A 13,412-nucleotide genomic window follows, 5' to 3' on the forward strand; every position below is an offset into this window, starting at 1 on the left:
GGTGGCCCACCCTGTCGGCAGAGCGGAAGCTACCCGGGTCCACGCCCCCGGCGCACCACCCCACGCTGATCGGCTACACCACGCCAAGGGACGCGATCCCGCTGGTCAAGCGGGGCATCGGCAACCTCGCTGCCGCTGACCTCAGCCAGATCACCCGCGCGGTGAAACGCAAGCTCAAGATGCTGCAGTACCGGCCGGAGGTCCTCGACGGCTGTCTGGCGGGCGCCGGCCTGAGCATGGCTTTGTCCCCTGACCGACGCTGGGATGAAAATGCCCGACCGCTTACGACGCCAGGTATGGCAGCATCATCGCCATGTCATTGCTGACCTGGGACTACGAGGGTGAACTGTTCTGTGCCCTCACCACCGTGACTGGTACAGCTGAAGGCCGGATGACACATTTCGAGCTCAGCGAGGCTCGCATGGTTCCGGGCGGAGCTCCTTCTGTGCCTGCTTCGCCGGCTCCAGGGCCGACAGCTGTGACGGTGCTTGTCTACGCACCCGAGGATGAGAAGCCAGCAGAGGTCTACTTCGACACGATGCAAACGCTGCCGTTCGCCGTCCTCCAGCACTTCGTGGCGCTCGTTGCCTCACGCTTGGAAAGCGCAGGATCGTAGAGCAGCCGCCCTGGCAGCACAGCCAGATCCTGGGCCGACATCACGAGTTCAAGTTCAGTAGCCGAAGAACCTCAGCAGCTGGTCGTTGACTTCTTCGGCGTGGGTCCAGCACAGGCCGTGGTCGGCGCCTTCGATCGGTGCGTAGGTGCTGTCCTTGATCAGCGCGTGGGCGGCCGGCCCGCAGGCGTCGATGGGCAGGATCCGGTCTGCGGTGCCGTGCAGGATGAGCACGGGGATGTCGATCTTCGGCAGGTCGGCGCGGAAGTCGGTGTACCAGCTCGCCACGCAGGCGATCGTGCCGACGGGCGAAGCCGAGACCGCGGCGTTCCAGGCGTCCTGGACTGCCTCAGCGCTGATTCGGGTGCCCAGGTTTTCGTCGAGGTTGAAGAAGTTCTTGTTCCATTCGGTGAAGTAGGCGAACCGGTCGGCCGTCAGCGCGGCCGCGATCTGGTCGAACACCTCCTGGGGCACGCCGTCCGGGGTCTGCGGGGTCTTGAGCAGATACGGGGGGACGCCGGAGATGATCGCGGCCTTGCGGACCCGGGCCGAGCCGTAGGTGCCCAGGTAGCGGGCGATTTCTCCGCCACCCATGGAATGCCCGGCCAGGTCGGTGTCTTGGAGGTCGAGAGTGGTCAGCAGGGTGTTCAGGTCGGAGGCGAAGGTGTCGTAGTCGTAGCCGGTGCTGGGCTGGCTGGAGCGGCCGAAGCCGCGGCGGTCGTAGGTGATCACGCGGCGTCCCTGTGCCAGCAGGGCCCGTTCCTGACGTTCCCAGGCCCGGCCGCTGAGCGGGAAGCCGTGGATCAGGACGATCGGCCGTCCTTGGCCGTGGTCCTCGTAGTGCAGCTCGATCGGTGTGGAGTTCTCGTCGCCGACGGTGATGCGGGGCATGCTCTGCTCCTTCGTGAGGGGCGCCGGGCCAGGGAACCGGTCCCGGCTGAGGCTTGCTCATGCAGGCCGGACGTAGGGGAAGTCCGGGAGGCGCAGTGCCTGGGCGGTGGCGGGGGTCAGGCCCGAAGGCACCGCGGTGTTGAGCACCAGCGAGAGCATTGCCTCGGGTGCATTGTCGGCCAGGGTGCGACCGTTGCGCGCGGCGAAGCCGTAGCCAGCCGGGGTGCCCAGGACGTAGGGCAGTACGTCGGGGAAGAGCTCGCAGGCCACGGTATTTCCGTAGCCGTCCGGGTCAGCCGATGTGCCCGCGGCGCGTACGACCGCGGCAACCTGGTCGGCGATCTGCTTTCCGGCGGCCGCGGCGTCCTGGGAGGGGTGGCGCGTGTTGGCGGGGTTGGTGAACTCGACGTCGGTGGGCCAGAAGATCGGCCACATCATCGGGTGCCCTGCGCGGTTGACCTGCCGCCAGCCTCCCGCGTCGGTGGCGAGTTTCGTCGCCGCCCACAGTCCGATCCGGGTACCGGGCCTGAGCACCGGGTGGCTGTGGGGCACTTCGAGCACGATCGTCTGGACGGTGGTGCCGGCGAAGCTGTTGGACGCCGCCTGCGGCTGCCAGTCCGCCAGCTGGGGTGCGGAGCCGTCGGCCACTGCGGCGTTGATCCGTGCAAGCAGCGACAGGTCGATGTAGAAGCAGTCCGCGATCCTGCCGGCATAGATCCGCACGCCGCCGGAACGCACACTCTCGCCGGTGCGGCCCTGGGCGAGGACTGGTGAGTCGGCGAGGTCCCCCTGGGCATCCTGGCCCGTGAGCTCGCCCATGGTGTAGGCCTGCTGGCCGTCCTCGTCCGGCTCATCGAAGGCGAAGCGATAGGTCAGGGCCTCGAAGTCGGCGCCGTCGAGGTGGACCTTGAATTCGTAGCGCGCTTCAGAATGGAAGCCGGGTTTTGCGCATGTGCCCGTGATGTCGGAGTTGACGTTCACCACGAACACGGTGCTGTCCTGGCCGGGGAAGACATACAGATCGTCGATGAGCAGTTGGCCGCTTCGCGCGGCGAGAGGGGTGTCGAGGTGGTGGGACATGTAATCGCCTCGCGGAGTCGAGTTACCGGTCGGCCCACGGTGGTCGCAGCGTTGCTCCGGCGGGGGAGCCGACCGAAGTGCTGCGGTCCCGCTGGTGCTACGGCCGTCGCCACTGTTGACGGATACAGGATCCTTCGGTCGGCAGGCGATGCGTACGCCAGAACCGGGTGGTCGCATGCGATGCGGTATCCGAAGACATCCTGATAATGATGATTTAATCAGTAGCGATGAAAGTAGTCAACTGTCTTCGATGGCGCCAGAGAGCTCTCGGGAGCGGGCCCCTGGGTTGACGCAGCTTCAGGGCCTGGACTTCCAGCTGCGGGCGCTTGGCGGATCAGGCGAAGAGCGTCGGCCGCAGGCGCAGGGATGTGCTCTTCCGGCAGCACCGCGGCAAACCTCGGCATCGCGGGGAGCGCGGGCACGGGCCGGTGCTCCGGCGATGGTCTCGGGCGCGGCTGGGCGCGCGGGGTCAGGGGAGCTGCGGCAGGGGGCGGGTGGCGACCTCGTGGGCCTCTTCGAGCGGGAGGCCCAGGAGACGGAGAATCAGTTCGGCCATCTGCTCGCCCGCCTTCGCGTCGATGCCGGCGGCGGTGTTGAGCTGGAGCAGTCCGATCATCGCGCCGCCCACCGCGCTCAGTGCGACCTTCGTGTCGTCGAGGACGAACCGGCCCGATGTCCTGCCGACCTCCAGGTCGCGCAGGGCACGCGGGCCCAGGCCGGTGTCGGCGTGCACGTGGGGGAGTCCCCGGAGCCGGACGATCTGGGTGACCTCCGGATGGGTGGCCGCCAGGATCAGGGTCAGGCGCACGGAGGCGGAGATGGTCTCGGCCGGGTCGTCGATGTGCTGGGTGACGCTGTCGAGGAGTTGTCCGTACTCCTCCAGTGCGTCGGCGACCGCGGCGTCGAAGAGCTCGGTCTTGGTGGCGAAGTGGTTGTAGAAGGTTCCGAATCCCACGTCCGCACGTGCGGCGATCTCCTGGATGCTCGCCGAGGTGTCTCCGGACTCGGCCAGGATCCTGCGTGCCGCGGTGACCAGTGCCTGACGGGAATGGGCCCGACGGCGCTCGAAGCGGTTGGCAGTCTGCGGGGTCGGCTTCTGCATGTGCTCACCCTAGAGCACGTACTTCACAATTGATGAACCTGTCAGAGGTGGCAGGGGCTCAAGGGCTCAGAGGTCGCAGGGGCGAGGAAGAACGCCGCTCATGCACTGCGTACACCGTGGGCGGTGCCCTGGGTTTCACCGGTGTCCCTGTCCGGCTCCGTGTCCGTGTCGGTGGCGCTGACGCGGCCGGGCTGCTCCTGCTCCGAGGACGACCGCCCCGCGGACGGCATGACCAGGGCCACGACGCCGGTCCCCACGGCCATCGCGATGCCGCCGATGAGGCTGGTGTGGGCGACGGCGTCGGCGAAGGACTGGTGGGCGGCCGAGACCAGGGCCTGGGCCTGTGTCGGGCCGCCCTGCGGGCTGTGCGCGATGTGCTCGGCCACGCCCAGGGCTCCGCCGATCGAGTCCTTGGCGGTGTCCAGTGCGGCGCCGGGCAGCTTGCCCGCGACCGCGTCGGTGAGCCTGTCCCGGTAGGTGGTGTTCAGGACCGAGCCGAGGATGGCGATGCCGAGTGCGCCGCCGAGTTCGAGCGCGGTGTCGTTGGTGGCGCCGCCGACGCCGAGATCGTGCTCGGGGAACGCCTCCATGATCGTGTCCGTGCACGGGGACACGCTCAGGCCGATGGCGAAGCCCAGCAGGGCGAACGGGGCGACGAAGTCGGTGTAGCCGGAGCCCGGGTCGATCCGCATCAGCAGCAGGACACCGGCGGTGCCGACGGCCATCCCGGCGACGACCATGGGCTTGACGCCCAGCCTGGGGGTGAGCCGTCCGGTCACCGCGGCTCCCACGAACACCGCGCCGGCCAGCGGGAGCAGCCGTATGCCGGTGTCGAGCGGGCTGTAGCCGAGGACGAACTGCAGGTGCTGGGTGGAGTAGTACAGCGCCCCGAAGGTTCCGAAGAAGAACATGAGGACCGCGATCATGGAGCCGGAGAAGCTGCGGATCCTGAACTTGCGCACGTCCAGGATCGGGCGCGGGTGTCGCAGTTCCCAGGGGACGAATGCGGCCAGGCCCAGCGCCGCGGCGATCGCGCCGGCGAGAGGCCCGCCGGTCCAGCCGAAGCGGGCGCCTTCGATGACGGCGTAGACCAGGGCTCCGACGGTGACGACGGACAGCAGGCCGCCGACGACGTCGATCCGTCCCCTGCCTTCGGCGCGGGAGGGCGGCACCAGGGCCATCGCGAGCACGATCGCCACCGCGGCGACGGGCACGTTGATCAGGAAGGTCGATCCCCAGGCGTGGTTCTCCAGCAGTCGGCCCGCGAGCAGGGGGCCGAGGGCGATGGCGAGCCCCGAGGTCGCGCTCCAGGCGGTGATGGCCTTGGCCCGCTCGCTGCGGGGGAAGGTGGCGACCAGCAGGGAGAGGGTGGCGGGCATGATCAGTGCGGCGCCGATGCCCATGACGGCGCGGGCGGCGATCACCGCGTCGGCCTGGTGGACCAGGCTGCCCATGACGGAGCCGGCGCCGAAGATCAGCAGGCCGGTGACGAGTCCGCCGCGGCGGCTGTACTTGTCCCCGACCGCACCGAGCATCAGCATCAGGGCGGCGTAGGGGACGGTGTACGCGTCGATGACCCACTGCAGCTGGCTGGCGTCCAGGCCCAGGTCGCGGGTGAGGTCGGGCGCGGCGACGATCAGCGAGGTGTTGGCCATCACCACGATCAGCAGGCTGAGGCACAGCACGAACAGGGCGGCCCAGCGCTTGGGGTAGGGCCCGGCCATCCGGGGGACGGGAGTGGAGGCGATCAGTGGCATAGCGGGTCCTTCATGCGGAGCAGAAACTTGCACATCGATGTGCATGTTAGTTTCCTGCGCACGCATGTGCAAGTATTGCTGGAGAGCCGAAGAAGGAGATGCCGTGACCACCCCCGCGCCCAGCGCCCCGCTCAGGCGGCACGCCCGCTCCAATCGCGCGCGCATCCTGGCGGTGGCACGGCGGGAACTGGGCTCGAGCCCGGATACGACGCTGGACGAGATCGCGATCGCGGCCGGTGTGGCCCGGCGGACCCTGTACGGGCACTTCCCCGGCCGTGAGGCCCTGCTGGAGGCACTCGCCGAGGAGGCCGAGCAGGCGCTGCGCGACGCCCTCGAGGACGGGCCGGCCCTGGACGGGCGCCCGGAGTACGCACTCGCACAACTGGTGCTGCGGCTCTGGGGAGTGGGCGACCGCTACCGGATGCTGATCTCCGTCGCCCGACGTGATCTGGGCTTGGAGCGGGTGGAGAAACTGCTGGAGCCGGCCCGGCACGCGGTGACCGCGGTGCTGGCGCGCGGACAGGGGGAGGGAACGTTCCACCGGCTGCTGCCGGTCGACGCCCTCAACGCCGGCCTGGAGGCCCTCAGTATGGCCCTGCTGGAACGCCTGGATCCGGAGGAGTTCCAGGACCTCCCGGGAGCCGTGGCCATGCAGAGCCTCGTCGCCGCAGGCGTACCTGCGCTTGCGGCCCAGGAGGTCGTGGGGGAGGTCCGCCGAGAGGCCCCCGGCGCATCCTCCGGCGCATGATCAGACCCGGGTGTCCGAGGTGCCGGCGCCGCTGTCGGGGGTGAAGGTGACATCACGTCCCGTCAGGTCCACGTTCACCCCGGAGGCGTCGGTCGTGAGGCCTTGGAGCTTCAGCCCCTGCGGGAGGTTGCGGAGGGTGAGCGGCTGCTCCAGGGCCCTGGTGACCATGGACGCGACGCCGGGGGGCAGGTCGCCCACGACACGGGGGTCCCGGAAGGCGATGCCGGTCGGGCCTGCGACGGCGAGTTCGGCGGAGACGGTGACCTGCCCCAGTAGGGGCACGTCCGCGGTGGCGTCCACGCGTCCCGGGTCGCGGTCGGGCCGGATCTGTAGTCCCAGGCTGTCGGAGAGGTCGCGGTAGGACAGGGACGCGGTTCCCCGCACCGAGTCGACGTGGGCGGCCTGTGCGTTGCCGTACGCGCGCAGGCCGTTCAGGTGCAGGCTCAGGCCGGTGATCGGGACAGGACGGGAGCCGGAGGCCGGTATCTCGCCCGAGCTGAGGTCGACGTGGGCCAGCTGCCCCGAGAGGACCTGGGTGAGGACGGGTATGCCGCCCACGTGGACCGAGGTCGGACCGGCTGCCCCGGTGGCCTCCTGGAACGCCTCGGCCGTCCGGTGCTCCACCCAGGCGTCGGTGAGCCGGTCCGCGAAGCCCGCGGCCGCCACGGCGCAGAGCAGGCCGAGGGCGGCGAACCGCCGGGCGCGGGGCTTCGGTATCAGACGCATCATCATCGTTCCTTGCTGCAGGGGGAGTTGCGGTGCCCCGGGCTGGCCGGCCCCTGGGGTTGCACGACGCCCGCGGTCGACCCGGGGCCCGGCCCACAGTAGATACTTGCACGTTCATGTGCAAGTATTGGCGGATCATCCGTCCCTGGAGAGGTAGGGCACCGCACATGGAGAGGATCACTCCCCACCAACGGGGCATGGCCGTGATCCACGAGGACCGCGCCGCGATGACGTCCGGGAGCAGCCAGGCCGGACCGATCGGCGGCCGCTACGTCCTGCGCGAGGTGATAGGCCGCGGTGGGATGGGCGAGGTGTGGCTCGGAGAGGACCTCCTGCTCGGCCGGCCGGTCGCGGTCAAGGTGCTGCACGCGGAACTGTCCTTCGATGAGACGGCCCTGGCCCGGTTCCGCCGGGAGGCGCGTTCCGCGGCCTCCCTCAACCACCCCCGCATCGCCACCGTGTACGACGCCGGCGAACTGCCCTGGACCCCGCCGAGGCCCTACCTGGTCATGGAGTACGTCGACGGGCAGACCCTGGCCGAACGTCTGCGCCAGGGGCCGCTGCCGGTCCACGAGGCGGTCGGGTTCACCGTCGGTGTCCTGGACGGACTGGCGTTCGCGCACGCGCGCGACCTGGTGCACCGCGACATCAAGCCCGCCAATGTGATGATCACCAACGGCGGTGGGGTCAAGGTGATGGACTTCGGCATCGCCCTGGCCCTGGGAGGGCCGGACACCACCAGGACCGCCACGGGCACGGTGATGGGAACCGCCGCCTACATGTCACCGGAGCAGGCCTGCGAACGGACCACGGACTCACGCTCGGACCTGTACTCCACCGGCTGCCTGCTCTACGAACTCCTCACCGGCCGCCCGCCCTTCTGTGCGGACAGCGCTCTCGCCCTCATCTACCAGCACGTCCATGAGACCCCCGAGGCACCGAGCCGGCTGCGGCCCGCCGTGCCGCCCGAACTGGACGCCGTCGTCCTCGGCGCACTGGCCAAGGACCCGGGCCGGCGCTGCGCCGGCGCCGAGGACATGAGCGCCGCCCTGCGGGGCCTGCGTCTGCCGACAGCCCTGCACCTGCCGCAGGCCCTGCGGCCGTCGACGGAGGGGGTGGAGACCGTACGGCTGGGACGCTCCGGTGCGACCGCACCGGCCGCCCGGCCGCCCGACACCCTGCTGGAGGAGCCCCGCCCCGGAACCGGCCACCGCGCCCGGGTCCTCGTCGCGACGGGCGCACTCCTGGCCGTCGCCGCGGCCGCGGTCCTCACCGGGGCCACGCAGGCCGGGATGGGGCAGCCGTCTGCGCGGCAGGGGCGCGGGACACCCGGCGCGACCGCCCCCACCGCCACGACCGGGAGCGGCTCGGCCGGCAGTCGGTCGACGACGTCGAGCACCGGGCGGGTGGGGATCCCGGGCGATCTGGTGGGCCGCAGGGCGGGGCGGGCGGAAGCGGAACTCGCCGGACTCGGCCTGCGCTTCGCCCTGGCGCCCGGCTCTCCCGCTGGAACGGACACGATCGTCACCGGCACGCTGCCGCCGGCCGGCACCGACGCGACCGTCGGCGACACCGTTGTCCTGCTCGTCGCCGAGACCGCCACGGGCTCGGCGGCACCCTCGTCGACCGGCAGGAGCCCGGCCTCCGCTTCGCCCTCGGCGGCGTCCCCATCGTCCTCGGCGGCATCACCTTCGCCTACGGCGGACCCGCCCTCACCGTCGGCGACCTCCTCGACACCCGCAGGGGCCCCGCCGCGCAGCCCTGCCCCGCCGCTCCCGCCCCTGGCCGTTCCGCCACCCGGATAGCCCTGTCTCAGTTCTGATAGATACATCATTTATTGCCGCGCACACCTTGACGATAAAAGGGTCATGCCTGATAATTTCATCATTACAGCAATGTTGCTGGGAGGCACCATGTCTGACACCCGCTCCAACGGGGCCGTCGCCACAACGGCCCACCAGGACCTCCACAGCGAGCAGGGCGCCCTGCGCGGCGAGCATCCGGGCCGGTCCAGGAATCCCGTGGTCAAGGTGGCGGACCTGGCCTGGCTGGAGTTCGAGAAGCCCGACCTGGACCGGGCCGAGGTCTTCGCCCGGGACTTCGGCTTCCAGATCGCCGCGCGCACCGAGAACGAGCTGTGGCTGCGCGGCACCTTCGCAGGCTCGCCCTGCACGGTGATCCGCCGCGGGCGCACCTCCCGCTTCATCGGCCCGGCGTTCCGCGCGGCCGAGCGGGCCGACCTGGACCGGCTGGCCCGGGCCACCGGCACCGAGGTGCGCGACGCGGGCGTGCCTGGCGGCGGCAGTGCAATCGGCCTGCTCGACCCCTCCGGCCTCCCGGTGCGGGTCGTGCACTGCGCCGAACAGCTCCCCGAACTGCCGGGACAGCAGCCGCTGCTGCTCAACTCCGGGACGGAGCAGCGTCGCACCGGAGCCGCCCAGCGCCCGCCGCGCGAGCCGTCCCGCATCCAGCGGTTGGGCCACGTGGTACTGGAGACCCGGGTGTTCGCCCAGGCCCTGGACTGGTACCTGGACACCCTCGGGATGATCGTGTCCGACTTCCTGTTCCTGGACGGGCAGCGCGAACGCGGTCCGTCCATGGCGTTCCTCCGCTGTGACCAGGGCGCCCTGGCCGTGGACCACCACACCCTGGCGATGCACCTGGGGCCGGGCAACGGCTATGTGCACTCCGCCTACCAGGTGACGGACCTCGACGCGATCGCGGCCGGCGGCGAGTACCTGAACGAACGCGGATACAAGCGCAGCTGGGGCATCGGCCGGCACATCCAGGGCAGCCAGCTGTTCGACTACTGGCGCGACCCCGACCGGCTGATGCTGGAGCACTTCGCCGACGGCGACCTGTTCTCCTGCGACCTCGAGCCCGGCTGGGCCCCGATGTCGACGAGCGGGCTGGCCCAGTGGGGCCCTCCCGCCACCAGGGACTTCGTCGGCGCGAACCCATCGCCGCAGCGGATCCGCGATGTCATCGGAGCCCTGCGCGGCGACAACGAGATGGACCCGGCACGCCTGCTGGCACTGCTCCGCGCCGCCAACTCCTGACCCCCGCGAACTCCTGCCCCCACCCACCCCTTTGACGAAGGCCACGACCATGAGCACCAACATCCTGCGCAGCGCCGAGGGCTGGTGGGTCGTCCTCGGCGACCGTGCCGTCCCGGTCGACACCGCGGCCGTCACCACCGCCGAACTGATCGCCGACCGGGCCGCGGTACGAGCGGCGGCACGCTCCGGCGGGGCGGGCACATCCGTCACCGACCTGGTGCCGCTCGCCCCGGTGACCACCCCCTGCCGGGTGGTCGCCCAGATGGTCAACTACCGCAGCCACGCCCACGACTCCGGCTTCACCGGGGACATCCCGCCCGCCTTCTTCCGCAAGGCGTCCGGCTCGCTCAGCGGCCCGCGCCAGGACATCGTCCGGCCGGCGCATGTGCGGCTCCTGGACTACGAGGTCGAACTGGGCCTGGTCATGGGTGCTGCGCTGCCGGTGGGCAGCGTGGTCGAGGAGGCGGACCTGCCCTCGTACATCGCCGGGCTCGTGATCACCGACGACGTCAGCGCCCGTGACGTACAGCTGACCCGGACGCAGTTCTACGAGAGCAAGTCCTACCCGACCTTCACACCGACCGGGCCCTACCTGGCGCTCCTCGAACCGGAGGACTTCGCCCGTCTCCCGGACCTGCGGCTGCGCCTGTCGGTCAATGGTGACCTGCGCCAGGACCGCCCGCTCACCGACATGATCGTCCGCCCGGCCCAGGCCCTCACCCTGCTCGCCCGGTTCCAGACCCTGGACCCCGGCGACCTGCTGCTGACCGGCACCCCCGGCGGCACCGCGCTGAAGGCCCCGCCCAAACCCGTCGAGAAGATCGGCGCACTGCTGCCGCCCGCGGTGAAGTGGAAGGTCTTCTTCAGGAGTCAGGCCAGGAATCCGCGCTACCTGCAGACCGGCGACGTGATCACGGCGACGATCGCCACCGCGGACGGCCGGATCGACCTCGGCGAACAGCGCACGCCCGTCACCCACGCGAAGTAGCGCACGCACAGCAGGAGGAGAGCCGCACCATGACCGCGCCGCACCCCGACCCCCACACCACACCTGACCCCCTCACCACGCCGGACCCCTTCACCACACCCGATCCGCAGACCGTCGCCGACAGCCGGATCATGGACTTCGCCCGCCGGGTCGGCGTGGACGGCACCGACTACGCCGCCCTGCACCACTGGTCGGTCACCGATCTGGCGGGCTTCTGGGGAGCGGTGTGGGAGTACTTCGCCATCGACGCGGACACCCCGTACCAGCGAGTGCTGGGCCAGGAGACCATGCCCGGCACCCGCTGGTTCCCCGGCGCCACCCTCAACTACGCCCACCACGCCCTGCGCAACCTGCCCTCCGGCGATCCGGCGATCATCGCCCTGGACGAGACCGGCTCCGGCTACGAGGTGACCGGGGAGCGGCTGCGAGCCCAGGTCGCCTCCGTCGCGGCGACGCTGCGCGACCTGGGCGTGGGGAGGGGCGACCGGGTGGTCGGCTACCTGCCCAACACCCCGCACGCGATCATCGGGTTCCTGGCAACCGCGAGCCTGGGCGCCGTGTGGTCGGTATGCGGACAGGACTACGCCGCCAAGGCCGCTGCCGACCGGTTCGCCCAGCTCGAACCCACGGTGCTGATCGCCGCCGACGGCTACCTCTTCAACGGCACCGTCCACGACCGCCGGGACGCAGCCGTCGAACTCGCCGGCGCGCTGCCGACGTTGAAGGCGACGCTGCTGGTGGACCACGTGGGCCTGCCGTGGCCGCCGGGGGCGTACCCGTCCCTGGCCGTCCCCTGGGAGGACGCAGCCGGCCGCACCGAGGAACTCGCCTGCACGCCGGTGCCGTTCGACCACCCGCTGTGGGTGGTGTTCTCCTCCGGCACCACCGGCCTGCCCAAGGGCATCGTCCACGGCCACGGCGGTGTGCTGCTGGAGCACCTGAAGACCCTCGGCCTGCACTCCGACCTGGGCCCCGGCGACCGGCTGCTGTGGTACACCACCACCCACTGGATGATGTGGAACCTGGTCGCCTCGACACTGCTGACCGGCGCCACGACATGCACCTACGACGGCAGCCCGGCGCCGTTCGCCCACCTGGACATCCTGTGGGAGCTGGCCGCACGCCACCGGGTGACCGTCTTCGGCACCAGCCCCCAGTACCTGCTGGGCATGGCCAAGTTCGGCATCGACCCGTCCGGACACGACCTGTCCTCCGTCTGCGTGGGCGGCTGCACCGGCTCCGCGCTGCCGGCCTCCGCCTACCCGTGGGTCCGCGACCACGTGGGCGAGCACGTGCTGCTGGCCTCCACCAGCGGCGGCACCGACGTGGTGTCCGGCTTCGCCGGCAGCGCGCCCAACACCCCGGTCTGGGCGGGGGAGTTGTCGGCGCCCAACCTGGGTGTGGCGCTGGCCGCGTTCGACGACGCGGGCAACCCGGTCACCGACCGGGTCGGCGAGCTGGTGGTCACCCGCCCCATGCCGTCGATGCCGCTGTACTTCTGGAACGACCCCGACGGCAGCCGCTATCACGATGCCTTCTTCACCACCTACCCCGGCGTCTGGCGGCACGGCGACTGGATCACGGTGACCGGACACGGCTCGGTGATCGTCCACGGCCGCTCCGACAGCACGTTGAACCGCAACGGCGTCCGCCTCGGCAGCGCGGACATCCACGATGTCGTCGAACGCCTCCCCGAGATCGCCGAGGCCCTGGTCATCGGCGCGGAGGAGCCCGGCGGCGGCTACTGGATGCCGCTGTTCGTGGTCCCAGCGGCCGGCGTGACCCTGGACGACGCCCTCAGCGAGCGGATCCGCGACGCCGTCAGGACCGGCGCCTCGCCGCGCCACGTCCCGGACGAGATCATCCAGGTGCCGGGCATCCCGCACACCCGCACCGGCAAGAAGCTGGAGGTCCCGGTCAAGCGCCTGCTCCAGGGCGCCCCGGTGGAGCAGGTCGTCGACCCGGCCGCGGTGGACGCCCCCGAACTCATCGACCACTACGCCCGCCTGGGCGCCGCCCGCCGGGAGCGCTCCGCATGACCACCGCACAGGTCGTCCTCGCGACCGTGCTCTGCCTGGCCTTCATCCCCCTGGGCCTGGCGAAGATCGCCGCTGTGGCGTTCATGCGCCGGGCCGCGGCGCACCTTGGCATGTCACCGGGCCGGTACCGGGCCATCGGCGCCCTGGAACTGGCCGGAGCCGTCGGGCTGCTGCTCGGACCGGTCTGGGGCCCGATCGCTCTGGCCGCCGCGACCGGGCTGGCCCTGCTGACGGCCGCGGCCGCCGCGGCCCACCTGCGCCACGGCGACCCGCCCGCACGAGCCCTGTCCGCCGTTGTGCTGGCCCTGGCAGCGGTGGCCTACATCGCGTTGGCGGCGGCCGCCGCCTGACCCGTTGTCGCCCCCGGGCCAGACGAACCGCCCGGCGTCGGCGGAACCCCCCGGCGTCG

Annotated in this window: 12 protein-coding genes and 1 pseudogene; 8 read left to right on the forward strand and 5 right to left on the reverse strand. The window is 71.0% G+C overall.

Annotated elements, in window-relative coordinates:
* Both IF29_RS48265 and IF29_RS46575 read left to right on the forward strand, forming a co-directional pair.
* Window positions 1-239 (forward strand): annotated as a pseudogene (locus IF29_RS48265) (hypothetical protein); the annotation flags it as partial.
* Between the two features lie 74 nt (window positions 240-313).
* Window positions 314-616: a hypothetical protein gene (locus IF29_RS46575; protein WP_157624138.1), complete on the forward strand. Its 303-nt coding sequence runs from the start codon at window positions 314-316 to the stop codon at window positions 614-616.
* Between the two features lie 54 nt (window positions 617-670).
* Here IF29_RS46575 and IF29_RS0138085 read toward each other — a convergent pair whose 3' ends face one another.
* From IF29_RS0138085 to IF29_RS0138100, 4 genes are all read right to left on the reverse strand, one after another.
* Window positions 671-1,504 carry an alpha/beta fold hydrolase gene (locus IF29_RS0138085; RefSeq protein ID WP_030265904.1) on the reverse strand — a complete coding sequence of 278 codons (834 nt, stop codon included), beginning with the start codon at window positions 1,502-1,504 and terminating at the stop codon, window positions 671-673.
* Between the two features lie 57 nt (window positions 1,505-1,561).
* Complete coding sequence (locus tag IF29_RS0138090) at window positions 1,562-2,584, reverse strand: DUF4331 family protein (protein ID WP_030265907.1); 1,023 nt, start codon at window positions 2,582-2,584, stop codon at window positions 1,562-1,564.
* A gap of 469 nt (window positions 2,585-3,053) precedes the next feature.
* Complete coding sequence (locus IF29_RS0138095; RefSeq protein WP_030265909.1) at window positions 3,054-3,686, reverse strand: TetR/AcrR family transcriptional regulator; 633 nt, start codon at window positions 3,684-3,686, stop codon at window positions 3,054-3,056.
* A 98-nt stretch (window positions 3,687-3,784) separates the two neighbouring features.
* Window positions 3,785-5,443: an MFS transporter gene (locus IF29_RS0138100; RefSeq protein ID WP_051726570.1), complete on the reverse strand. Its 1,659-nt coding sequence runs from the start codon at window positions 5,441-5,443 to the stop codon at window positions 3,785-3,787.
* A 103-nt stretch (window positions 5,444-5,546) separates the two neighbouring features.
* Here IF29_RS0138100 and IF29_RS0138105 point away from each other — a divergent pair, with 103 nt between their 5' ends.
* A complete protein-coding gene (locus tag IF29_RS0138105) occupies window positions 5,547-6,191 on the forward strand; it encodes a TetR/AcrR family transcriptional regulator (RefSeq protein WP_030265917.1) in 645 nt (214 codons plus the stop codon).
* Here IF29_RS0138105 and IF29_RS0138110 read toward each other — a convergent pair whose 3' ends face one another.
* The gene (locus IF29_RS0138110) at window positions 6,192-6,917 is read right to left on the reverse strand and encodes an LmeA family phospholipid-binding protein (RefSeq protein WP_198037666.1); all 726 of its coding nucleotides are present in this window, start codon (window positions 6,915-6,917) and stop codon (window positions 6,192-6,194) included. It abuts the gene before it with no gap.
* Between the two features lie 197 nt (window positions 6,918-7,114).
* Here IF29_RS0138110 and IF29_RS48700 point away from each other — a divergent pair, with 197 nt between their 5' ends.
* The 5 genes from IF29_RS48700 to IF29_RS0138135 all read left to right on the forward strand — a co-directional run bounded on the left by IF29_RS48700 (window position 7,115) and on the right by IF29_RS0138135 (window position 13,353).
* Window positions 7,115-8,722 (forward strand): protein kinase domain-containing protein, encoded by a 1,608-nt coding sequence (locus tag IF29_RS48700; RefSeq protein ID WP_051726572.1) that lies wholly within the window; start codon window positions 7,115-7,117, stop codon window positions 8,720-8,722.
* A gap of 108 nt (window positions 8,723-8,830) precedes the next feature.
* Window positions 8,831-9,976 carry a VOC family protein gene (locus tag IF29_RS0138120; RefSeq protein ID WP_030265927.1) on the forward strand — a complete coding sequence of 382 codons (1,146 nt, stop codon included), beginning with the start codon at window positions 8,831-8,833 and terminating at the stop codon, window positions 9,974-9,976.
* 49 nt (window positions 9,977-10,025) lie between these two features.
* Window positions 10,026-10,964, forward strand: a complete 939-nt coding sequence (locus IF29_RS0138125; protein ID WP_030265929.1) for a fumarylacetoacetate hydrolase family protein — start codon at window positions 10,026-10,028, stop codon at window positions 10,962-10,964.
* A gap of 29 nt (window positions 10,965-10,993) precedes the next feature.
* A complete protein-coding gene (locus IF29_RS0138130; RefSeq protein ID WP_030265932.1) occupies window positions 10,994-13,003 on the forward strand; it encodes an acetoacetate--CoA ligase in 2,010 nt (669 codons plus the stop codon).
* Window positions 13,000-13,353, forward strand: a complete 354-nt coding sequence (locus IF29_RS0138135; RefSeq protein WP_030265935.1) for a DoxX family protein — start codon at window positions 13,000-13,002, stop codon at window positions 13,351-13,353. The genes IF29_RS0138130 and IF29_RS0138135 overlap by 4 nt, the downstream gene beginning before the upstream one ends.
* The last annotated feature ends 59 nt before the right edge of the window (window positions 13,354-13,412 follow it).

Source organism: Streptacidiphilus jeojiense (genome assembly GCF_000719095.1).
Classification (GTDB): Bacteria; Actinomycetota; Actinomycetes; order Streptomycetales; family Streptomycetaceae; genus Streptacidiphilus; species Streptacidiphilus jeojiensis.

Coding starts and splice junctions, on each gene's coding strand:
- IF29_RS0138090 (WP_030265907.1), bottom strand. CDS start 2,584: ATGTCCCACCACCTCGACACCCCTCTCGCCGCGCGAAGCGGCCAACTG.
- IF29_RS0138135 (WP_030265935.1), top strand. CDS start 13,000: ATGACCACCGCACAGGTCGTCCTCGCGACCGTGCTCTGCCTGGCCTTC.
- IF29_RS48700 (WP_051726572.1), top strand. CDS start 7,115: ATGGCCGTGATCCACGAGGACCGCGCCGCGATGACGTCCGGGAGCAGC.
- IF29_RS0138120 (WP_030265927.1), top strand. CDS start 8,831: ATGTCTGACACCCGCTCCAACGGGGCCGTCGCCACAACGGCCCACCAG.
- IF29_RS46575 (WP_157624138.1), top strand. CDS start 314: ATGTCATTGCTGACCTGGGACTACGAGGGTGAACTGTTCTGTGCCCTC.
- IF29_RS0138110 (WP_198037666.1), bottom strand. CDS start 6,917: ATGCGTCTGATACCGAAGCCCCGCGCCCGGCGGTTCGCCGCCCTCGGC.
- IF29_RS0138095 (WP_030265909.1), bottom strand. CDS start 3,686: ATGCAGAAGCCGACCCCGCAGACTGCCAACCGCTTCGAGCGCCGTCGG.
- IF29_RS0138130 (WP_030265932.1), top strand. CDS start 10,994: ATGACCGCGCCGCACCCCGACCCCCACACCACACCTGACCCCCTCACC.
- IF29_RS0138100 (WP_051726570.1), bottom strand. CDS start 5,443: ATGCCACTGATCGCCTCCACTCCCGTCCCCCGGATGGCCGGGCCCTAC.
- IF29_RS0138125 (WP_030265929.1), top strand. CDS start 10,026: ATGAGCACCAACATCCTGCGCAGCGCCGAGGGCTGGTGGGTCGTCCTC.
- IF29_RS0138085 (WP_030265904.1), bottom strand. CDS start 1,504: ATGCCCCGCATCACCGTCGGCGACGAGAACTCCACACCGATCGAGCTG.